Below are 21,076 nucleotides of genomic sequence, written 5' to 3'. Positions count from 1 at the left end.
CCGGGATCGGGGGGCGTAGATTCATGATGTTGCCCGGCACGTGGCAACGGCTACCGGAAAGGTGGCGTCGCAATGTCCACGCGGTGTACAGAAGAGCCGGTCGACGGTCCCGATCCCGCCGATCTCGACGATGTGGTCGTCTCGCTGCGGGGCCTGCAGCAGGTCCTGGACACCGAGGGCGGTGTGGACGCGGCCATGTGCACCCTCTCCGCGCAGGTCAAGAGGCTCCTGCCAGGCGCGGACATGGCCAGCGTGACGCTGGTCGACGTGCAGGGGCCACGGACGGTGGGACAAACCGACGAGCGGGTCGTTGAGATTGACGCGGCGCAGTACCGGACCAACCAGGGGCCGTGTCTGCTGGCGGCCGTGACCAATGAGCCGGTACGGGCCGGTGCCGCGTTGGCGCACGAACTCTGGCCGGATTTCGTCAGTGCGCCGGAACTGGTGGGGGTGGCAAGCTTCCTGTCGGCGCCACTGGACGTCGACGGTACCTATGCCGGGGCGCTGAATGTGTTCGGGTTCGACGACCACGGGTTCGGGAAGGTCGACGAGGCAATGCTCGAGCTCTACACCACCGTCGCGGCCGGCGCGATCCGCAGCGCCCGGCGGTACATGGAGGCTGCGGAGGTGATCGGTCAGTTGCAGCGGGCGCTGGAGTCTCGTGCCGTGATCGACCAGGCCAAGGGAGTCATCATGGCGGCCCGCGGGATCGACGCGGAAGCTGCTTTTGCGGTGCTGGTGGAGCAGTCGCAGCGCCAGAACGTCAAGGTGCGCGAAATCGCGGAACGGGTGGTCGCCGGCCTGGGCTATGTGCCGGCGACTTGAACTGTAGGGCAGAGGGTTTCGCCGTCGTCGGGCCGACCGGACTCGTTTGACCGGAGGAAGCTGCTTCCGCGTCGACAATCGTTCGCTGCCCTCGCGACATCGGTTCGCACAACGAAATCTCTGATTTCGAGTTTGGTGCGCCCCCGAATGGGCTATTCGAGTAAGAGATGGAGTCGTGATCGGGCTGGGTAGGTTGGAGTGCAGCTCGCCCGGTGACGTCCGCGATCGATCAGCGATGGAGGGTGCATGTCGGAGACCCGGAGATTGGGTTCGAGTGCGGCCGAACTCGGTACACCGGTCGAGGTGCGAGTTGCGGCCGAGTTGGTGCAGCTTCCGGTGCTACGCGCGATGGCGGAGACCATCACCCTGCTCAGCGAGTTCAATCTCGACGAGGTCTCCGACGTCAAGCTGGCGCTGGACCAGGTCTGCTCGGATCTGATCGCCGACACGGTCGAAGGGGCGGAGCTGGTCTGCCGGTTCCAGTTGACGGGTGACGTGCTGTGTATCGCCGTCACCGCAAGTACGCGCACAGCCGAGACTCCCGATCGGCAGGGTTTCGGCTGGCACGTACTGCGAACACTGACCGATTCGATCGAGGTCACTCACGAACCGCCGGACACCTCGAACGCCGGATACCGCACCACCGTGGAACTCGCGAAGGTGAAGGGCGGCGAGTAGTGCAGTTCGGCGAGGCCGATCGGCGCGAGCGCGCAGACTCCTCCCCGGCGGACGACTACGCGGATGTCGCAGTCTTGTTCGCACGCGCAGCCGAGCTGAGTCCCGGCGACGGTAAGGCCGTGTACGACGAGATCGTCGAGCGATGCCTGCCGCTCGCAGAACACATCGCTCGCAGGTTTGGCGGAAGGGGCGAACCGCACGACGACCTGGTACAGGTTGCCCGGCTCGGGTTGGTCAATGCGGTGAACCGATTCGACGTCGGCCGTGGATCGGACTTCGTCTCGTTCGCGGTGCCGACCATCATGGGCGAGGTCCGCCGGCACTTCCGCGACACCGGGTGGGCGGTGCGCGTGCCCCGCCGTTTGAAGGAACTGTACTTGCGGATCACGCGGGAGGTGCCGGCCCTCTCACAGCGACTCGGGCGCGCGGCCACCCTCGGCGAGATCGCCGCCGAACTGGGTACGAGCGTCGACGAGGTGTCCGAGGGTCTGATCGCGGGCAGCGGCTACCAGACAATCTCTTTCGACTTCACGGTCGGGAACCGGGGGCACGAGCTGCCGCTGATCGAGTCGCTCGGTGCCGAGGACGAGGCGCTCGAGACGGTCGAGGCGCTCGCGGCGGTCGGTCCGGCCCTCGCACGGCTACCCGAACGCGAACGCACCATCCTGGTGCTTCGGTTCTATCGATCCATGACCCAGACGCAGATCGCCGAACGGCTCGGCATTTCCCAGATGCATGTCTCGCGGATTCTGGCCAAGACGTTGAGCCAGCTGCGCGAGGAGTTGGCCTCGGAGTGACGGCGCGGCATTCCAAAACTGGCTTCACCCAGCCTGATCGGCTGGACCCGCCGTCGCGACGGGCTCCGCCGACACCGATCCGCCCGCCGCGAGGGCGGCCACCTGTTGCGTCAGTCTTTGAAGGCGTCCTTGACCTTCTCTCCGGCCTGCTTGAGGTCGCCCTTGGCCTGGTCCGTTCGACCCTCGGCTTCGGTGTCGGCGTCGCCGGTTGCCTTGCCGGCAGCCTCCTTGGCCTTGCCCGCAAGTTCTTCGGCCTTGTTCTTGGCCTTGTCGACTGCTCCCATGGTGTGCTCCTTTGACGTTTCGATTTGCGTGGCTGCCGCTTTGGCGAGTTGCGGTGTGCGTTGCTTGACCGCGTGGCTGACCGATTGCCCCGTTTCGGCGACCACCTGGCGCGCGCGTCGACTTCCATCGGCGAGCGCACCAATCCCCGCACCGGTGGCTGCTCCGATCACCATTCCGATCCACAGATTTCGCATGGAACCGTATTACCCAGCCGTCGGCATCCGAAACACCGTCGGGCGCTCGACGGTCACCTGCATGCAGAGAGCGGCACGGCCTTCGCTCGCTGCGGCGTTCGAGATGCGGGCGGCGTTCTCCTTCGAGTCGCCCTGTTTGCGTAGCTCCTCGTAGAGGTCCTGGTCCTGGAGGTGGGGATCCGATCCCTTCTTCGGCATTGCTGCCTCCTTTCGATTCGGGACGCTCACAGCCAGGCCGGCTAATTGGAAGACAGGACCGAGCGTTCAGTCCACCCAGTCCAGTAGCCGCCCGCGCAGGTTGTCGTCGAGGGAGACCCGCACCAGGGCGGCGGCCATCGGCGCAAACGCTCGGGTAGGCGTCAGCCCGGCGAGCGCCGTCGGATCGGACGGGAGGCCCAGTTCGCGCGCGGCCGTCCTCGCCCGGTCGTCGAGGTACGGCCGGGCCCATGGCCAGACGTCCTGCACCTCACGCATGAAGATGGCGGCGCCGACCGGTCCGATGCCGTCGAACTCCTCGAGCAGTGCGGCCGCGACACCGGTGTCGTTGTCGCACCGGGACTCGAGCCGTCGGAGGTCGCCGCCGTAGACGTCGAGGGTGCGATCGGCAGCGGCGTGCAGGCGCGTGGCCGTGCTCTCGTCGTAGCGTCGGTAGTGGGCGCGGCCCAGCGCCTCGATGACGGTGCCACGGTTCGCCCCGTGCACACTCGCGGCGGTGCGCAACCCGGTGTGGATGAGTTCGGTTGCGGCCCTGACCGCGATGGTGGCAGAGATGCGGGTGCTGAGCAGGAGCGCGAGCGTCACCAACTCGAACAGTGGCATCGGTTTGTTCGCCATCGAAATGCCCGCTTCGTCGGCGTACGTGGTACCCGCCTCGCGGAGCAGTCTCGCCGCGAGGGCCCTCGAATCGGGGGTTCCGGTGCGCCGGGGGGTGTGCGTCATGGAAACCTCCGAAGCAGCCACGGAAGCAGAAGCCAGAAGAACCCGAACGCGCCGGCGGTGACTGCGGCCGCGATCATGCCGACGGTCGGATCGACTACCAACCCGACGATCAGTGCCACGACGCCGGTCAGTGTCAACCCGAGAAAGACCAGGCCCCAGAGCGCAAAGAGGTGGGCCGCCGAGACCAGGGTGCGAATTCGTCTTCGGTGGAACAGGATTCGGTGCTGTCCTACCGGTGCGACCAGTAGTACCGTGGCCGCGATCGAGCAGAACACCGTCGCCAGGTAGACGCCCTGCTCGAACTGGGACAGTTCGTCGAACCGCTCCTGAAACGGCAGGATCAGCAGGAAGCCGGTCAACAGTTGGACGCCCGTCTGCGCCACGCGCAGTTCCTGCAGCAGGCTCGCCCAGTTCCGATCCAGTCGTTGAGTCTCGGTCTCGTTGCGGACGCGGCGGTTCCACGCGGCGTCATCCTCGGGCGGGTCGGCGGCGGGCCGGTCGACTCGTCCGGTCGGATCGCGCCCGAACCCACCGCGGGCTCGGTTCCGACGGTCCGGTTCGGTGGCGTTCATGTCGCATGCACGATGCGCGCGTGCGCGGCCTCGGTTCCGCGCGCACTGCTGTCACCGAACGCGATGTGACCGCCGAGCGCTCCGCTGGCGCCGGCGGCCGCGAGTCCGAACCAGCTCCATGCCTGCGCACACAGGTCCGGGCCTGTCCTGCGGCGGCGGAACGAGATGGCCATTGCCATCGCCGCTGCCCCGTTGCCCGCGGCGTGTATCAGTCCGGCACGGCGTTGTGCGTCGTCGCGGAGCGACCAGTCCGCCCATCCGGTGGCCAGCGCGGGCGGGACGGCCAGCAGGCCGAGGCCGATCAGTCGTCGCGCGGCGCGGTGATCGCGTCGCACCGTCTCGAGGAGCACCGCCGCCGTCCATGCGCCCATCGGGAGCGTGACCGCCATGGGGTGCACCGGATGGCCGAGCCAGGAGCCGCGCAGCACGCTCGCCGCCGGACGGTCATCGAGGAGGCGCAGGATCCGGGCACGCAGGGGAATGCTGACCCGGTCGAGGGCGGCGACGGACTCGGGCGCACTCAAGAGTTCCTTCACAGTCATGTCCGTTGGCATACCCGTTCGGTCCGCGGCGAAACCAAGGCCCGCCGCGAAGGTTCGGGAGCAGGCGTGGCCGGGTGAGACTCCGTCGAACACGTCAGGCGTCGGATCGGCGTTCGGCCGCGCCCACTTGAACGCCGTTCAAGTGGGCGCGTATGGTGCGTCATCGTGGGAAATCATCAAGCACTGAGCTGGCTCGACGAGGTGGCCGCACGCCGGCGTGACGCCGGTCTGCGTCGGGAACTGCACCCGCGCTCGGCCGGACTCGAGCCTGTGGACCTCGCGTCCAACGACTACCTCGGGCTGGTCCGTCACCGCGAGGTGCTCGCCGGAGCGGCCGCGGCGCTGGGGCGCTGGGGTGCGGGCGCCACCGGATCGCGACTGGTGACCGGCACCACCACCGAGCACGAACTGCTCGAGCTCGAACTGGCCGAGTTCGTCGGAGCGGAGTCCGGGCTCGTCTTCTCGTCCGGTTACACCGCGAACCTCGGCGCCGTGACGGCGTTGTCCGGCAAGGGCTCGCTGATCGTCTCCGACGCGGGCAGTCACGCCTCGCTCGTCGACGCCTGCCGGCTGTCGAGGGCACGGGTGCAGGTCAGCCCGCGCGGTGACGTGGACGCGGTCCGCGACGCGCTCGCGACCAGGACCGAGGAGCGCGCGCTGGTGCTCACCGACTCGGTGTTCAGCGCCGACGGCGACCTGGCGCCGGTGCGCGAGCTGCACCGGGTCTGCCGCGAGTACGGGGCGGTGCTGGTGGTGGACGAGGCCCACGCGATCGGGGTGCGTGGAGACGGCGGGCGCGGGCTCGTGCACGAGGTCGGGTTGGCGGGGGAGCCGGACCTGGTGATCACCGCGACGCTTTCGAAGTCCCTGGCGAGTCAGGGCGGCGTGGTGCTCGGCGACGCCAGGATCCGCGCGCACCTGGTCGACGCCGCCCGCACCTTCATCTTCGACACCGGCCTCGCACCCGCCGCGGTGGGCGCCGCGAGGGCCGCACTCGCGGTGCTGCGACGCGAACCGGAACGCGCGGCCGCCGTCCTCGGCCGGGCCGCGGACCTGGCGCGAATCGCCGGCGTCCCGGCGCCCGAGTCCGCGGTGGTCTCCGTCGTGCTCGGCGATCCGCAGCGCGCCTTCGACGCCGCCCGCGCCTGCCGTGAGCGGGGGCTGCACGTCGGGTGCTTCCGGCCGCCGTCGGTCCCGGCCGGCACCTCGCGGCTGCGGCTGACCGCGCGGGCGAACCTCACCGATCAGGAGATGGCGCTCATCGGAGAGGTGCTGGCGGACGTGCTGGCCGGGGCGCCGGCGTGAGCGTGCTGGTGGTGACCGGCACCTCGACCGACGTGGGCAAGACCGTGGTCACCGCCGCGCTCGCCGCACTGGCCGGCTCGCTGGGCCGGACGGTCGCGGTGTGCAAACCCGCCCAGACCGGGGTGGGGCCGGGCGAACCGGGCGATCTCGCCGAGGTGCAACGACTCTCGGGCGTGACCGGGACCGTCGAGCTGGCCCGCTACCCGGAGCCGTTGGCCCCCGACACCGCCGCCCGGCGGGCGGACCTGCCGATGCTCGAACTCGGCGCGGTCGCCGACGCCGTCCGGTTCCTCGACGCCGGCCACGACCTCACGCTGGTCGAGGGCGCGGGTGGGCTGCTGGTTCGCCTTGGCGCGCAGGGGTTCACGCTCGTCGACGTGGCGAGGGAACTGGATGCGCCGGTGCTGGTGGTGGCCTCGGCGGGCCTGGGCACGCTCAACCACAGCGCCCTCACYGTCGCCACGCTGAGCGCCGCCGGTCTGTCGTGCCCGGGGCTGGTCGTCGGGTCGTGGCCCGGCGAGCCGGACCTGGCCGCGCGCTGCAATCTCGCGGACCTGCCCGAGGTCACGGGTGTGCCCCTGCTCGGCCGGGTGCCCGCCGGCGCCGGGGCGTCGAGCCGCGCGGACTTCGTCGCGGCGGCTCCGAGCTGGTTCGACGTGGGCGTCCTCGAGCCGTTCTTCTGACCTCGCCCAACCCGGCCACCGGTGGCACCGGGATGACGTAATGTGATAGCGATCACGTCATCTGTGTCGGAGGTTCGAATGTCCACCACCGAAATGATGGAACTCAACCGCACGATCGGTCACCTGCGCCAGTGCGTCGGGTCGCTGCGGACGGTCTACGGCGACGCCGCCGCGGTCCGTCGGCTCGCGAACGACGTCGAACGGCTCGGCATCGACGCGACCGAACTCGACGAGTCGCCGCCGCGCCTGGCGCATCCCGTCGGCGAGTCCGAGCGCGTGCCGGTCCCCGAAGCCCCCTACGACCAGACGCTCTGGCTGGGCGCCGACGACGAGGGCGTCGGCGGTCATCCCCACGAGCACCAGTGAGCGCGCCCGCGCGCGATTCGGCGGGGGTCCGATCGCCGCGCCGGGCGAGCATTTCGGCGCGCACGCTACGCACCGACCGTTGGTGGCAGCCGCCGCTGCTCACGACGCTGGGTCTGGCCGTCTTCGTGGTGTACGCGACGATCCGGTCCTTTGTGCGGACCGCGTACTGGGTGGACGAGTACCACTACCTCACGCCGTTCTACTCGCCGTGCGTCAGCGACTCCTGCGTGCCGGGGTCGAGCCACTTCGGCACCTTCGTCGGCGAACTGCCGATGTGGATTCCGCTCGGGTTCCTGGTACTGCCCTTCCTGCTCGGGTTCCGGATCACCTGCTACTACTACCGCAAGGCCTACTACCGCTCGATCTGGTTTGCGCCGCCGGCCTGCGCGGTCGCCGAGCCGCACACCAGCTACACCGGTGAGACCCGGCTGCCGCTGGTCGTGCAGAACGCCCACCGGTACTTCTTCTACGTCGCCCTGATCGTGTCGCTGATCAACACCTATGACGCGGTGAAGGCCTTCCACGGCGGTTCCGGTGGTTTCGGTGTCGGGCTCGGCACAGTGATCATCACGGTGAACGTGCTGCTGCTGTGGGCGTACACGCTCTCCTGCCATTCCTGTCGTCACATCACCGGCGGCCGGCTCAAGCACTTCTCGGCCCATCCGGTCCGGTACTGGATCTGGACCAAGGTGAGCGTCCTCAACACCCGGCACATGCAACTGGCCTGGACCACCCTCGGCACTCTGATGCTCACCGACTTCTACATCATGCTCGTGGCCAGCGGCACCATCTCGGATCTGCGATTCGTCAACTAGGGCGGCGTCAACCAGCGAGAACATCACAGCGTCAGCGGAGGGGAGACCGGGGTGGCCGAGGTCGAACGGCACAGCTACGACGTCGTGGTGATCGGGGCGGGGGGCGCCGGCCTGCGGGCGGTGATCGAGGCCCGCCAACGGGGCCTGTCCGTCGCCGTGGTCTGCAAGTCGCTGTTCGGCAAGGCGCACACCGTGATGGCGGAAGGCGGCTGCGCGGCGGCTATGGGCAACGCCAACTCCAAGGACTCCTGGCAGGTGCACTTCCAGGACACCATGCGCGGCGGCAAGTTCCTCAACAACTGGCGGATGGCCGAACTGCACGCGCGCGAGGCCCCGGACCGGGTGTGGGAACTCGAGACCTACGGCGCCCTGTTCGACCGCACGCCGGACGGTCGGATCAGCCAGCGCAACTTCGGCGGCCACACCTACGCGCGACTGGCGCATGTCGGCGACCGCACCGGCCTGGAACTGATCCGCACCATGCAGCAGAAGATCGTCTCGCTGCAGCAGGAGGACTTCGCGGAGACCGGTGACTACGAGTCCCGGGTGAAGGTCTTCGCGGAGTGCACGATCACCGAACTGCTGCTCGGCGGCGGCGATCCCGAGGGCCAAGAGGGTGGCGGCGCGATCGCCGGCGCGTTCGGCTACTGGCGGGAGTCCGGCCGGTTCGTGCTGTTCGAGGCGCCGGCGGTGGTGCTGGCGACGGGCGGGATCGGCAAGTCATGGAAGGTCACCTCCAACTCGTGGGAGTACACCGGCGACGGGCACGCGCTGGCGCTGCGGGCCGGGGCCAACCTGATCAACATGGAGTTCGTCCAGTTTCACCCCACCGGGATGGTGTGGCCGCCCAGCGTCAAGGGCATCCTCGTCACGGAGGGGGTGCGCGGCGACGGCGGCGTGCTCAAGAACTCCGACGGCAACCGGTTCATGTTCGACTACATCCCGGCGGTGTTCAAGGGCCAGTACGCCGAGACGGAGGAGGAGGCCGACAAGTGGTTGCGGGACAACGAAAGTGCCCGACGCACCCCTGACCTGCTGCCACGAGACGAGGTGGCGCGGGCAATCAACTCCGAGGTCAAGGGCGGGCGCGGCACCGAACACGGCGGCGTGTACCTGGACATCGCGTCGCGGATGCCCGCGGAGGAGATCGTGCGCCGGCTGCCGTCGATGCACCACCAGTTCAAGGAACTCGCCGACGTCGACATCACCAAGGAGCAGATGGAGGTGGGGCCGACCTGTCACTACGTGATGGGCGGTATCGAGGTGGACCCGGACACCGGTTCCTCCAGTGTCCCCGGACTTTTCGCGGCGGGGGAGTGCTCCGGCGGGATGCACGGCTCCAATCGGCTGGGCGGCAACTCGCTCTCGGACCTGCTGGTGTTCGGCCGCCGGGCGGGTCTCGGTGCGGCCGGCTACGTCGAGTCGCTGGGGCGCCGGCCGCAGGTCGCGGACGCCGCCGTGGACTCGGCCGCGAAGATGGCACTCGCGCCGTTCGACCCGCCGCCCGGCGGCGTGGTCGCCGAGAACCCGTACACGCTGCACACCGAACTGCAGCAGTGCATGCACGACCTGGTGGGGATCATCCGCACGGACGCCGAGATCCGGTCCGCGCTCGCGCGCMTCGAGTCGATCCGGCAGCGGATCGACACCGTCACCGTGGAGGGGCACCGGCAGTTCAACCCGGGCTGGCACCTGGCGGTGGATCTGCGGAACATGGTGCTGGTCAGCGAGTGCGTCGCCAAGGCCGCGCTGATGCGGACCGAGAGCCGCGGCGGCCACACCCGCGACGACCATCCGGACATGGAGGCGCAGTGGCGCAACACGCTGCTGGTCTGCAGCGTGATCGGCGGGACCGCCGGCGACGCGCAGGTCACGGTGCCGGACGTCTCCGTCATGCCCGAACCGCAGACGCCGATGCGCCCGGACCTGTTGGCGCTCTTCGACTTCGGTGAGCTGTCCAAGTACTACACGGGTGCCGAGCTCATCGGTCATCCCGGGAAGGGAGACCCGACATGAGCTACCAGGCGTCCTTCCGGGTGTGGCGCGGCGACTCCGACGGCGGTGACCTCGAGGACTACGCGGTGGAGGTGAACGAGGGCGAGGTGGTCCTCGACATCATCCACCGGCTGCAGGCGACGCAGGCCCCGGACCTCGCGGTGCGGTGGAACTGCAAGGCCGGCAAGTGCGGGTCGTGCTCGGCCGAGGTGAACGGGCGGCCCCGGTTGATGTGCATGACCCGGATGTCCACCTTCGCGGAGGACGAGGTGGTCACCGTCACCCCGATGCGGGCCTTCCCGGTGATCCGGGACCTGGTCACCGACGTGTCCTTCAACTACGTCAAGGCTCGCGAGGTCCAGTCGTTCACCCCACCCGCCGGCCTGGCGCCGGGGGACTACCGGATGCAGCAGGTGGACGTCGAACGTTCGCAGGAGTTCCGCAAGTGCATCGAGTGCTTCCTGTGCCAGAACACCTGCCACGTGGTGCGCGACCACGAGGAGAACAAGCCGGCCTTCTCCGGACCGCGGTTCCTGATGCGGATCGCGGAACTCGAGATGCACCCCCTCGATGTCGCCGACCGCCGGGACACCGCGCAGGAGCAGCACGGGCTGGGCCTGTGCAACATCACCAAGTGCTGCACCGAGGTGTGCCCGGAGAACATCCGCATCACCGACAACGCGCTGATCCCGATGAAGGAACGGGTCGCGGACAAGCGGTACGACCCGATCGTCTGGCTGGGCAACAAGCTCTTCCGTCGCCCGGGCAGATGACCCAGGGGAGATGACCCGGCGGCGTCAGCGCCGCGTCGGGCCCGCCGCGTGCAGATTCCGTGCGGTGGGGGAGGTCTCGACGGTCTCGGGGTCCGGGTAGGTGCCCAGCAGTCGATCCGCGGTGCCGGTGGTGGTGACGGTGAACCAGTAGTGCTCGTTCTTGAAGTGGTGGTGCCGGTGGTTACGCCACACCGCGCGGTAGATCCGATGCCTGGGCTTGTAGTCGGTGTGGATCAGGTAGTGCGTCCACTCGTAGACCAGGCCCATGGCGCCGAGGGTCAGCAGGAAGGTCAGCCCGAGCCCGGTCCGGGGGAATGCGAGCAGCGCGATCGCGATCAGCGTCGGAATCAGCAGTATCAGGGTGCGCCACGGGATGAAGATCAGCGGCACGTCCCGCGGGTTCCCGTGGTGCTCACGGTGTTTGCGCGCGAGCAGCGAGTCCACGGTGACGCCGAGGAGCCGCCGCGGTCGCCAGTGCAGGATGCAGACGTGGATGACCCACTCCGCGAACGGGAACACCGCCAGCATCGCTGCCGGCACCAGCGCGTCGGTGGGCTGCCAGTCGCCGACGGCGACCCGCGCCGCGGCGGCCGCGACCAGCATGCCGCCGATCATCCACGGTGACGGGTGACACCAGAACTCCGCGGCGGCCTCGCGCAGGCCGAGGGAGCGGCGGAGCTGGCGCTTGGTCGTCGAGGGCTCGGTGGTCATCGCTCCGGCTCCGAATCGTGTGACTGCAGTTCGTCGATGACGGCGGTCAGCGCCGCGGTCCCGAGGTCCAGCAGGGTGGTGGCGACGCGCTCCGCGCCGTCCTCGTCGTTGGCCTCGATCGCGGTGGTGAGGTCCCGGTAGAGATCGGTGCGGCCCACCTCGGCGACCATCACCACGGCCATCGCCGTCATGGTCGGCTCGTAGGCGTTGCGCAGGCTGTTGAAGATCAGCCGGAAGGCGATGGAGTCGGTGCCGTCGACGACGTGCTCCCAGAACGCGAGGGCGTGTTGCTGCTGCGCAATCGGATCCGGGTCCGAGGCGAGGGTGGCCACCGCGGCGCGGAGGTTCTCGGCGAGGGATCCGTCGGCCCGGCCGGCGGCCAACCGCGCCACCTGCACGCCGATCAGTCGCCGGGCCTCGAGCACGCTGCGCGCGACCGACCAGTCGGGGCGGCCGCCCTGCACCAGGAGGGCGCCGAGCAGTTCGGGGCCCGCGTGGCGGCGGAAGTCGCGGACGGAGGTGGCGTCGCCCTGGCGGACCTCCACCAGTCCGGCCTGTGCGAGTTTCCCGATGGCCTCGCGGACCGCGGGACGCGAGACGCCGAACGCCTCGGCGAGGTTGCGTTCACTCGGCAGTGCGTCGCCAGGCCCGAGGTCGCCGCCGAGGACCCGGGTGGTGATCTGGTCGTACACCGCGCCGGACGCCGACTGTCGTGCGATTGGCTCGAACATGAGGACAGGCTAGGCCCGGAATTGGCAAGAGGTCAAGTGGTAAGACCAGTAGCGGGTTCGGTGATGCATGTCTCGGCCGTCCAATCGGGGAAGCTGAGGAAACGGCTGGTGGCCGGGTCGAAACCGGCAAATCGGCCACAACGACAAACGAGGATCAGGAACGGCGCCGCGGCGAGCCGTCTAGCATCGAGCGTCGTGACCGACAGCGCCGTGGACGAGCGACCACAAACAGATCAATCCGATATGACATCGGTGCCCCGTTCCGGGGCCGCTCGAAGTCGGCTCGTGGCGATCGTCGCATCGGTCCTCGGAATCCTGGCCGCGCTGTCGGTGCCGTTCCTGCCCGTGCAGCAGGAGACCGCGAGTCTGTCCTGGCCGCAGGCGGATTCGCTCACCAGCATCGAGGCCCCGCTGGTTTCCTACGCTCCGGTCGAGTTCGACGTGTCGATTCCCGCCGCCGCGGCGGCGCAGCTCGCCTCGTCCGGCGGTGTGGTGGTCTCGACCGCTCCGGTGGGCGCGCCGGACGCGGCGCGCTACGGCCTCGTCGCCCGGGTGACCCCCGGCGCGGACGGCGCCCCCGCACAGTTCGACGTCGTGCAACGGGACCAGACCCTGCTCTCGATCCCCGTCGACGACCTGGCCGGCCGTTCGGTGACCGTGGCGTCGAACCCGGAGCGGACCGTCACCACGCTGACCGGCGGTGATCCCACCACCCTCGACGGGGACTTCCGCCCGCAGCTGGTGGGCGTGTTCAGCGACCTGCAGGGTGACCCTCCGGGCGGTCTCGCGGTGAACGCCGACCTCGACACCCGGTTCACGTCCACGCCGTCCGCGGTCAAGCTCGTCGCCATGATTGTCGCGGTGCTGGCGACCGCCGTCGCGCTGGTCGCGCTGCACCGTATCGACGGACTCGACGGCCGGCGGTCCCGCCGGTTCCTGCCCGCGCGCTGGTGGAAGTTCACCCCGATCGACGCGGTGGTGGTCGGAACCCTGGTGCTGTGGCACTTCATCGGCGCCACCACCTCGGACGACGGCTACCAGTTCACCATGGCCAGGACGTCGCTCGAGTCGGGCTACATGGCCAACTACTTCCGCTGGTTCGGGGTCCCGGAGGCGCCGTTCGGCACCCCGTACTACGACCTGCTCGCGCTGATGACGACCGTGTCCACCGCCAGCCCGTGGGTCCGGCTCCCCGCGCTGATCGCCGGCATCGTCTGCTGGCTCGTGATCAGCCGCGAGGTGGCGCCGCGACTCGGCGTCGCGGTCGGCCGGAACCGCGTCGCGCTGTGGACGGGCGCACTGGTGTTCCTCGCCTTCTGGTTGCCGTACAACAACGGCCTGCGCCCCGAGCCGATCGTCGCCGCGGGCGTGCTGCTGACGTGGTGCTCCGTCGAACGCGCCATCGCCACCCGGCGCCTGCTCCCGGCCGCCGCCGCGGTGCTCGTCGCGGCGCTCACGGTGACCGTCGGGCCCTCCGGCATCATCTGCTTCGGTGCCCTGATCGCGGGTGCGCGGCCGGTGCTGCAGATCGTCTGGGCGCGCGCCAAGACCGTCGGCTACCTCGCTCTGCTCGGCCCGATCGTCGCGGCGGGCCTGGTCATCCTCGTCGCCGCCTTCGCGGACCAGTCCCTCGCCGCGGTCCTCGAGATGCAGCGGGTCCATGCGATCCCGCCGACCAACGCCTGGTTCGAGGAGTACAAGCGCTACGAGTGGCTGTTCAACATCAACGCCGACGGGTCCCTGGCCCGACGGTTCGGGGTGTTCGTGATGGTGCTCTCGATCGTCGCGAGCCTGGTGGTGATGCTGCGGCGTGGCGGGCGGATCCCCGGCACCGCGTCCGGCCCGTCCCGTCGGATCATCGGCATCACCGCCGCCGCGATGGTGCTCATGATGTTCACGCCGACCAAGTGGACCCACCACTTCGGGGTGTTCGCCAGCCTGGCCGGTTCGCTCGCGGTGCTGACCGCCGTCGCGGTGGGCCCGCTGGTGCTGAGGTCGAGGCGCAACCGGGCACTGTTCGCGGCCGCGGTGCTGTTCGTCCTCGCGCTCGCCTTCACCAGCAGCAACAGCTGGTGGTACATCTCGGCCTGGGGCGTGCCGTTCTGGGACAAGCCGGTGATGATCGCCGGGGTCGGCGCGGGCACCGTCCTGCTCGCCGCCACCGTGGTGATGCTGCTCGTGGCGGCCTGGTGCTTCGTCCGGGAACCGCACGAGGACCGGTCGGCGTCTGTCGGCCGCGTGTGGTCGATCCCCCCGCTGGCCGTCGCGGCCGGGCTCATGGTCGTGTTCTTCGTACTCTCGATGACCAAGGGCGCCATCGCCCAGTACCCGTCCTTCTCTGTCGCAAAATCCAACATCGGTGCCCTGGCCGGACACGCCTGTGGCCTGGCCGAGGACGTACTGGTCGAGACGGACACCAACGCGTCCGTGCTGCAACCGCTCACCGCCGCGGCCGGGACCGCACTCGGGGTGCAGAACGTCGGGTTCACCCCGAACGGGGTGGCCGGCGACCTCACGTCCGACGAGAAGGCCGCCTCCGAGGGCATGGCCACCTCCCTGGACAACGAGGACGCCAAGTCCAGCAACGCCGCCGGCACCGCCGGCGGCCAGGGCGCCTCCGGCATCAACGGCAGTTCCGTCGCACTGCCCTTCGGTCTGGACCCGGCCCGGACGCCGGTCCTCGGCAGCTACGGGGCGAAGGGCCCGGCGTCGCTGACCTCGGACTGGTACGCCCTCCCCGCCGGCGGTGACCTCGTCTCGATGTCCGTCGCGGGCCGGGTGTACTCGGTGAACTCCGACGGGATCGCGACCCCGGGTGCCCGCATCGACCTCGACTACGGTGTCCGCGGGGCGGACGGGACCGTCCAGAAGCTGGGCAGCGCGCTGCCCATCGACATCGGCCCGGCCCCCTCGTGGCGCAACCTCCGGGTGCCGCTCGACCAGCTCCCGACCGAGGCAAATGCCGTCCGGATCGTGGTCGCGGACAGCGACATCCGGCCGGACCAGTGGCTCGCCGTCACGCCGCCGCGGGTCCCGCAGACCCAGACCCTCGACTCGCTGGTCGGGCCCGACACGCCCACCATGATCGACTGGGAAGTGGCGCTGCAGTTCCCGTGCCAGCAGCCGTTCAACCATCGCCTCGGCGTCGCCGAGATCCCGGAATACCGCATCCTCGGGGACCGCCCCGGCGCGGTGATGACGAGCCTGTGGCAGGACCACTTCGGCGGCGGCCCCCTGGGGTGGATCGACCTGACCGCCACCGGCCGCACCCTGCCGACCTACCTCGACGACGACTGGGACCAGGACTGGGGGAGCCTGGAGAAGTACACCCGCCGTGACGCGAATGCCGTACCGGCACAACTCGACACCGCGACGGTGCCGCGCTCGGGCACGTGGACGCCGGGGCCGATCAACATCGCGTGGTGAGTCGAGTGCTGCTCACTTCGGGAGGAGGCCCGCGACCAGGTCGTCGATGATCTCGTCGGTCGACCGGTCGGGCATCAGTGGCGTGGTGAGCCGGTCGAAGACGAGCCCGTCGACGGCGTAGTGCAGTAGCGCGATCTCGCGGGCACCGCCGGGTAGGCCGGCCGCGGTGTTGAAGGCCACGTCCGCCTCGAAGCCCGATCGTCCCCAGTGCGAGAGCATCTCGGCCACCTCGGGGCGTCGTCCGCTCTCGAGCCTGAGCTCGAAGAGTGCCAACGTCACCTCGCGATTCTCGGTCAGCCGCCGGACGATGTAGCGCACGTAGTCGGCGAACAACTCACGGCTGGGCTCCCGGTCGGCCAGCGATGCGAGCACGTCCGCGCTCGGCGTCAGCCGCTCGCCGATGCGCTCCACCAGCCCGGCGACGAGGGCGTCGCGGCTGCGAAAGTAGTTCGAGGTGGTCCCCAGGGGGACGTCGGCGGCGCGATCGACCGCACGGTGCGTGAGACCCCGCGCGCCCTCGTCGGCCAGGACCCTCAGGCCTGCGTCCGCCAGCAGCTTCCGGCGCTCGTCGTTGCGTGCCATGGAGAAATCCTAGCCGAATCACTACATCTGTTGTACTTTAACCACTACACCTGAAGTGATTGGAGTGGGAATGCGTGAACTCGTGTACTACGTCGCCGTCAGCCTGGACGGGTACATCGCCGGTCCGAACGGTCAGTTCGATGCGTTCCTCATGGAGGGGGACCACATGGGCGATCTCGCGCGCTATGCCGACGCGCTCCCCACGGCGGCGGCCGAGCACCTCGGCGTCGCCCAGCCCGGGACCCGGTTCGACACCGTCCTCATGGGTTGGAACACCTACGCCGTCGGCCTGGACGAGCCGGGCGGGACCAGCCCGTACCGCCACCTGCGTCAGATCGTGTTCTCCGGCAGTCACCGCGCCCAGGCCGAGAACCTCACCGTGACCGACGCCGACCCCGTCGATGTGGTCCGCGAGCTCAAACAGGAGCCCGGCGCGGACATCTGGCTGTGCGGCGGCGGCCACCTGGCGGGCCAACTCGTCGACGAGGTCGACCGCCTCGTGATCAAGCGTCATCCGGTGCTGTTCGGCGCCGGCATCCCGTTGTTCGCGCCCGGTGCGTACCAGCCCGGCGCGTTCGACGTGGTGGACACCCGCACCTTCGGCTCCGGGGTTGCCGTCGTCGAGTACGCGCGGCGGCGCTGAGCGGCCGGGTCGCCGGTCTCCTGGTTCGGCCGCGACCGCGAGGCAGGCTCGACGAAAAGGGGAGGTGGGTGGCGATGCGAAGTCGACAACCGTGGCACGCGCGCCTCGGTCAGCCGCCGAACAGTCCGCGCACGAAATCCATCGCCTCCGGTTGCGCCGCCAGCATGGTCTCGATGTGGCCCGCCGGATACGTCCGGAACACCATGTCCTGGCGGTTGACGGCCATCTCCGCGGCGAGGGTCAGCGCGAATGGTGCGGGCACCATCGTGTCGAGCAGGCCCTGCCCCAGGAACACCGGCCGGTCGTAGCCGGACGCGGGCACGTGCAGCGACTGGCGCACCGCGTCGAGCACCACGGGATCGTCCAACTGGCGGGACATCAGGTCGCCGATCGAGATGCCCGCGAGCAGGGGAGCCGCGTCCGCGTAACACAGCGACTGCACCTGATCGAGGACCCGGAGGCCGACCGGACTCAGGTAGCTGTCGAGCCCCAGGTTCGGTTGCGCCGCACGCAGACCGGCGAGGACATACGCGATGAACACCGTGGTTCCCTCGAGCGGAAGTTCCGGAAATCCCGGTCCGACCAGTGGCGCGAGTCGGTCCAGGTTTGCCGGGACGCCGGTCGCGACGACGCCGCGGTAGTCCAGCTCCGGGGCGTAGGTGGTCGCGATCGACGCCGTGACCATGGCGGCCTGCCCGCCCTGCGACTGGCCGAGCGCCACCCACCGGTCCGACAGCGACGGCGTCACGGCGCGGGCCGCCCGCACCATGTCGATCACGCTGTGCGCCTCCGACGGGCCGTCCAGGTAGGGATGGACGCCCGGAGTGCCGAGTCCCACGTAATCCGTTGCCACCAGGGCATACCCCTGGGCCAGCCACCGTTGCAGGTACGGGCCGACCATCTTCCCGGACACGGTAGGGGCGCAGGCGTCGGCGATCCCGACCGTCCCGTGCGCCCACGAGATCACCGGCCACCCGCCGGGCGGCGGGGTTCCGGGCGGCACGAACACAGCGCCGGTGCTCAGCGCCGGCGCATTCTGCGGGCCGGTGGTCCGGTACTTCAGCACCGACGCGTGCGCGACGCCGCCCGGCACCGAGTCCCCGGACAGCGGGGTGGCGGTGACCACGCTGCCGGGCCCGTCCTGGACCGCGGCGGGCGGTGGGGCGGGCTGCGCCTGAGCGGGGACGGCGAGCAGACCCGCGGTGAGCGCGACGGCGATCGCGATCGCGACGCGACTCCTCGGGCGATGTCGGCGACCCTGAGTTGGCGTCATCCTGCCCCCTCGGCTGATGTCGTTACCTCAGTGTGGACGCACTGGGCTCCAGACGGGGAAGAACGGGAGGTCACGACGTGAATCAGTGTGGCGGTCTGGCGGGATTTCCGTGTTCACGGGCACCCGCTCAGGCGGTGCCGCGGTCGGGATCGGGCGACCGCCGAGCGGCATCGCGTGCGGTTGGTTCAGGCGCCGCCCGTGTGCCGGGGGATGCCGGGGCGGTCAGTGGAGTTGTTCGGTCCAGTCGGGAGGCACCCGCCCAGCTGGTCCGGGTGTGGGCTGGTCCAGCGGGTGGTGCCGCGGCGGCGCCAGCGCGGGACCCTCGTACATCTGCTGGTCCCGGTAGTCGTAGTACCAGTCCTCGTCGGGTTCGAAGCTGGTGATCAACGGATGCCCGGTGGCCTCGGCGTGCCGGGTGGCGTGCTGGCCGGGGGAGCTGTCACAGCAGCCGATGTGGCCGCACTGGGCGCAGCGGCGAAGGTGGAACCACCAGCCGTCGAGATCGAGGCACTCGGCGCAGCCGGTGCCGCTGGGTGCGGCGGTGGGGTCGATCCCGGTGGATTCGCTCACCCCTGCCATGAAACGCCCTGTTGGCTTTGGGCACAACCGCTGGCCGGCGTGGCGGCAGTGTGGTCGGCCGACAGGTGGTCGGCCGGTGGGGCATGGCCGTGGAGCTGACCGGATCCACCCTTGATGCGGCGCGGACCGGTTGTGGCGGGGGTACAGGTCTTTTGGCGAACGGGCCTGTGCCTGCGGGTCAGACCGTGTGGATCGCGCGCCGGTTGTGAGCCGGCCGTGGTCTTCGTAACGGGTCCACCCAGGCCGGGGGCGTGAACCACGGGAACCCGTCTGATTCGATCTGCACGGCCCAGTGGTTCCTGTGAATGATCGTGTGGTGCTTCTTGCAGAGCAGCACCAGGTTTGACAGGGCGGTGGGGCCGCCGTTGCTCCAGTGGCGAACATGGTGGGCGTCGGTCCACGCCGCGGGTCGGCCGCAGCCTGGGAACGCGCAGCCGCAGTCCCTGGCTACCAGGGCTTTCCGCAGTCTCGGGGAGATGATGCGGGTGGTGACGCCGACGTCGAGGGGGTTGCCGTTCCGGTCGACGAAGACAGGTGTGACCTGGGCGTCGCAGGAGATCCGGGCCGCGATGGCGGCGGAGATGGGGCCTGCCCACGGCATGCTGGCGTGACGACCGCGGCGGTACCGGCGGGGTGGCCTGAAACCGGCGGGGCTGGTGCAACCCTCGTGCTCGCCGACGGGTCCGGTTGCGTTGTCGGTGTGGTAGTCCCAGTCGTTTCCGGACCAGGCTCCGGTCGCGGGTGTCGGCGCCGTCGCGGAGACCGCGTCCTTGAGGGCGTCGACGTCGATGGTCACGGTGACGTGGGGTCGTTCGCCGCCCTCCATCGGGCCGCGTGCGTTGTCGAGGTGGCCGCGGATGATCTGTTCGAGGGCGTCGGCGCGGCGTTTGGCTGCGGAGCGGGGGTCCCGGATCGGGTGACCGCCGTCGTCGGTGGTCGGGTGCGGCTTCGACAGTCCCGACAGGGCGGTCTGGAGGGCTTCGCCGGTCTCGGCGTCGAAGGTGCCTTTCACGTGCATCCGACCACCGAGCGTGGTGCTGGCGAAGAACTCGTTGAGTTCGGGGTTTTCCCCGTCGGGTGGCACGGTCCCGTCGAGTTGCAGGAGCAACTCCAGTGCTCGTGCTCGTCGGCGGAGGACGGTGACGTTCTCGAGTAGGGCGGCGATGAGGAGGTAGGCCTGGCAGTCGTCGGGTCGACCGGTTTCGGGGTCGGGGTGGGCCCAGTCGGTCTCCACCGGCTCGGCCGGCTGGTCGACGGTGAGTTTTTCGAGTCGGGCGAGGAAGTTGACGATCACCTGGACGTGGCCGAGTTCGATCCGGCCGGCGTCGAGGGCGGAGGCCATCCGCGGGTGCAGCGGCAACTCACGACCGAGGCGGACGATCCTGCCCGCCTGGCCGGCGGTCATGTGGGTGGCGTCCGCGAGCCAGGACGCGGTGTCAGCGGCACCGACATGGTTGGGCACGCATCTCTGGTCGGCCTCGTGCACCAACCGGACGCGCAGGGCTTCGAGCTCGAGGATCTTCTCCGACAGTTCCGGAACCGACGTGGCCAACTCGGTTTCGTCGAGTCGCCATGCCTCGACCCCGGCGGGGTCGGTGAGCATGGCGTCGAGTTTCATACACCAAATTCTACTCGCACGCGCATTCGATCACAATGATGTTTCGCCTGGTGAAGGGCCTGCGGCTCGTGAGTGCTTTTGGTTGCACTGGGGGCCAAAAGTGCGCACAAGCCGCAGGCTCGACCGCTCAGTTACGAGTCGACCGCCCGGTCGTGGTGGTGGTACTCGGCATTGGGCGTGTGGCCCATCGCCAGGGACATCCGGTTGGTGAACGCGTACATCGACGCGAGTTCGACGACGTCCCAGATGTCCTGGTCGGTCAGCCCGGCGGCCGAGAGGGCCTCGAGGTCGCAGCGCTCGACGGTCGCCGGGTCCTTGGTGAGCTTCTCGACGTACCCGCAGATGGCGCGCTGGCGATCGTCCAGTCCGGCGTGGCGCCAGTTGAACGTGATCTGATCGGCCTTCACGACGTCGCCGAGTTCGACGCGCAGCGCGTGGGTGTGCGAGACCAGGCAGTACGTGCAGCCGTTGATGTTGGACACGACCACCGCGATCATCTCCCGGTCCGCCAGGCTCAGCGTCTCGGTCGGCTCGTTGAGTTGTCGGTAGTGCGAGAACCAACTGGAGAAGCGTTCGGGCCGGTGCGCGTACGCACGAAAGACGTTGGGCACGAAGCCGAGTTCGGCCTCCGCCTTCGCGAAGAGCGACTGCATGCCGCCCGGCAGATCGGTGATCTCTGGGACGGGGAAGAACTGACGATCGGTGGATTCCATGGGGCCGTAGGACCTTTCGGGGGTGCCGGGT

The 21,076-nt window shown here is 69.5% G+C and carries 22 protein-coding genes and 1 pseudogene; 11 read left to right on the top strand and 12 right to left on the bottom strand.

Features of this window, described 5'->3' with window-relative positions; all coding sequences use genetic code 11:
* Positions 1–72 precede the first annotated feature (72 nt).
* From AC1DU4_RS05310 to AC1DU4_RS05300, 3 genes are all read left to right on the top strand, one after another.
* Positions 73–825: an ANTAR domain-containing response regulator gene (locus AC1DU4_RS05310; protein ID WP_477838016.1), complete on the top strand. Its 753-nt coding sequence runs from the start codon at positions 73–75 to the stop codon at positions 823–825.
* 246 nt (positions 826–1,071) lie between these two features.
* A complete protein-coding gene (locus AC1DU4_RS05305) occupies positions 1,072–1,503 on the top strand; it encodes an ATP-binding protein (protein ID WP_477838015.1) in 432 nt (143 codons plus the stop codon).
* Positions 1,503–2,300: a SigB/SigF/SigG family RNA polymerase sigma factor gene (locus AC1DU4_RS05300; RefSeq protein ID WP_477838014.1), complete on the top strand. Its 798-nt coding sequence runs from the start codon at positions 1,503–1,505 to the stop codon at positions 2,298–2,300. Before AC1DU4_RS05305 ends, AC1DU4_RS05300 begins: the two co-directional genes overlap by 1 nt.
* A 110-nt stretch (positions 2,301–2,410) precedes the next feature.
* Here AC1DU4_RS05300 and AC1DU4_RS05295 read toward each other — a convergent pair whose 3' ends face one another.
* The 5 genes and pseudogenes from AC1DU4_RS05295 to AC1DU4_RS05275 form a co-directional block, all read right to left on the bottom strand.
* Positions 2,411–2,584 carry a CsbD family protein gene (locus AC1DU4_RS05295; protein WP_477838062.1) on the bottom strand — a complete coding sequence of 58 codons (174 nt, stop codon included), beginning with the start codon at positions 2,582–2,584 and terminating at the stop codon, positions 2,411–2,413.
* A gap of 270 nt (positions 2,585–2,854) precedes the next feature.
* Positions 2,855–2,977, bottom strand: a pseudogene (locus tag AC1DU4_RS05290) (DUF7218 family protein); the annotation flags it as partial.
* Between the two features lie 66 nt (positions 2,978–3,043).
* The gene (locus AC1DU4_RS05285; protein WP_477838013.1) at positions 3,044–3,718 is read right to left on the bottom strand and encodes an HhH-GDP family DNA glycosylase; all 675 of its coding nucleotides are present in this window, start codon (positions 3,716–3,718) and stop codon (positions 3,044–3,046) included.
* A complete protein-coding gene (locus AC1DU4_RS05280) occupies positions 3,715–4,290 on the bottom strand; it encodes a DUF6328 family protein (protein ID WP_477838012.1) in 576 nt (191 codons plus the stop codon). Before AC1DU4_RS05280 ends, AC1DU4_RS05285 begins: the two co-directional genes overlap by 4 nt.
* Positions 4,287–4,832 (bottom strand): DUF2231 domain-containing protein, encoded by a 546-nt coding sequence (locus tag AC1DU4_RS05275; RefSeq protein ID WP_477838011.1) that lies wholly within the window; start codon positions 4,830–4,832, stop codon positions 4,287–4,289. The genes AC1DU4_RS05280 and AC1DU4_RS05275 overlap by 4 nt, the downstream gene beginning before the upstream one ends.
* Before the next feature lie 165 nt (positions 4,833–4,997).
* Here AC1DU4_RS05275 and AC1DU4_RS05270 point away from each other — a divergent pair, with 165 nt between their 5' ends.
* The 6 genes from AC1DU4_RS05270 (at position 4,998) to AC1DU4_RS05245 (ending at position 10,769) form a co-directional block, all read left to right on the top strand.
* Positions 4,998–6,137, top strand: a complete 1,140-nt coding sequence (locus AC1DU4_RS05270; protein ID WP_477838010.1) for an 8-amino-7-oxononanoate synthase — start codon at positions 4,998–5,000, stop codon at positions 6,135–6,137.
* A complete protein-coding gene (gene bioD / locus AC1DU4_RS05265; RefSeq protein ID WP_477838009.1) occupies positions 6,134–6,820 on the top strand; it encodes a dethiobiotin synthase in 687 nt (228 codons plus the stop codon). Before AC1DU4_RS05270 ends, bioD begins: the two co-directional genes overlap by 4 nt.
* Before the next feature lie 78 nt (positions 6,821–6,898).
* Complete coding sequence (locus AC1DU4_RS05260; RefSeq protein ID WP_072847175.1) at positions 6,899–7,186, top strand: hypothetical protein; 288 nt, start codon at positions 6,899–6,901, stop codon at positions 7,184–7,186.
* Positions 7,183–8,001, top strand: a complete 819-nt coding sequence (locus AC1DU4_RS05255) for a hypothetical protein (RefSeq protein WP_477838008.1) — start codon at positions 7,183–7,185, stop codon at positions 7,999–8,001. The genes AC1DU4_RS05260 and AC1DU4_RS05255 overlap by 4 nt, the downstream gene beginning before the upstream one ends.
* 51 nt (positions 8,002–8,052) lie before the next feature.
* On the top strand, positions 8,053–10,017 hold the full coding sequence (locus AC1DU4_RS05250; protein ID WP_477838007.1) for a fumarate reductase/succinate dehydrogenase flavoprotein subunit: 1,965 nt from the start codon (positions 8,053–8,055) through the stop codon (positions 10,015–10,017).
* Positions 10,014–10,769 carry a succinate dehydrogenase/fumarate reductase iron-sulfur subunit gene (locus AC1DU4_RS05245; RefSeq protein WP_477838006.1) on the top strand — a complete coding sequence of 252 codons (756 nt, stop codon included), beginning with the start codon at positions 10,014–10,016 and terminating at the stop codon, positions 10,767–10,769. Before AC1DU4_RS05250 ends, AC1DU4_RS05245 begins: the two co-directional genes overlap by 4 nt.
* 24 nt (positions 10,770–10,793) lie before the next feature.
* Here AC1DU4_RS05245 and AC1DU4_RS05240 read toward each other — a convergent pair whose 3' ends face one another.
* Both AC1DU4_RS05240 and AC1DU4_RS05235 read right to left on the bottom strand, forming a co-directional pair.
* A complete protein-coding gene (locus AC1DU4_RS05240; protein ID WP_477838005.1) occupies positions 10,794–11,480 on the bottom strand; it encodes a sterol desaturase family protein in 687 nt (228 codons plus the stop codon).
* Positions 11,477–12,211, bottom strand: coding sequence for a FadR/GntR family transcriptional regulator (locus AC1DU4_RS05235; protein WP_477838004.1), 735 nt, complete (start codon positions 12,209–12,211; stop codon positions 11,477–11,479). The genes AC1DU4_RS05240 and AC1DU4_RS05235 overlap by 4 nt, the downstream gene beginning before the upstream one ends.
* A 243-nt stretch (positions 12,212–12,454) precedes the next feature.
* Here AC1DU4_RS05235 and AC1DU4_RS05230 point away from each other — a divergent pair, with 243 nt between their 5' ends.
* A complete protein-coding gene (locus AC1DU4_RS05230) occupies positions 12,455–15,637 on the top strand; it encodes an arabinosyltransferase domain-containing protein (RefSeq protein WP_477838003.1) in 3,183 nt (1,060 codons plus the stop codon).
* Positions 15,638–15,649: 12 nt separating this feature from the next.
* Here the strand turns inward: AC1DU4_RS05230 and AC1DU4_RS05225 are convergent, their stop codons facing one another.
* Complete coding sequence (locus tag AC1DU4_RS05225; protein ID WP_477838002.1) at positions 15,650–16,219, bottom strand: TetR/AcrR family transcriptional regulator; 570 nt, start codon at positions 16,217–16,219, stop codon at positions 15,650–15,652.
* Between the two features lie 70 nt (positions 16,220–16,289).
* Here AC1DU4_RS05225 and AC1DU4_RS05220 point away from each other — a divergent pair, with 70 nt between their 5' ends.
* Positions 16,290–16,862, top strand: a complete 573-nt coding sequence (locus AC1DU4_RS05220; RefSeq protein ID WP_477838001.1) for a dihydrofolate reductase family protein — start codon at positions 16,290–16,292, stop codon at positions 16,860–16,862.
* Between the two features lie 109 nt (positions 16,863–16,971).
* Here AC1DU4_RS05220 and AC1DU4_RS05215 read toward each other — a convergent pair whose 3' ends face one another.
* The 4 genes from AC1DU4_RS05215 to AC1DU4_RS05200 form a co-directional block, all read right to left on the bottom strand.
* The gene (locus AC1DU4_RS05215; RefSeq protein ID WP_477838000.1) at positions 16,972–18,135 is read right to left on the bottom strand and encodes a lipase family protein; all 1,164 of its coding nucleotides are present in this window, start codon (positions 18,133–18,135) and stop codon (positions 16,972–16,974) included.
* Positions 18,136–18,357: 222 nt separating this feature from the next.
* Entirely contained in the window at positions 18,358–18,705 is a 348-nt protein-coding gene (locus AC1DU4_RS05210; protein ID WP_477837999.1) for a UBP-type zinc finger domain-containing protein, read from the bottom strand.
* Between the two features lie 187 nt (positions 18,706–18,892).
* The gene (locus tag AC1DU4_RS05205) at positions 18,893–20,332 is read right to left on the bottom strand and encodes an HNH endonuclease signature motif containing protein (protein WP_477837998.1); all 1,440 of its coding nucleotides are present in this window, start codon (positions 20,330–20,332) and stop codon (positions 18,893–18,895) included.
* A 131-nt stretch (positions 20,333–20,463) separates the two neighbouring features.
* A complete protein-coding gene (locus AC1DU4_RS05200) occupies positions 20,464–21,045 on the bottom strand; it encodes a peroxidase-related enzyme (protein ID WP_477837997.1) in 582 nt (193 codons plus the stop codon).
* Positions 21,046–21,076 lie beyond the last annotated feature (31 nt).

The sequence above is a fragment of the Rhodococcus sp. P4_F5 genome (genome assembly GCF_056401315.1).
This window is presented reverse-complemented; position numbering and strand designations above follow the sequence as displayed.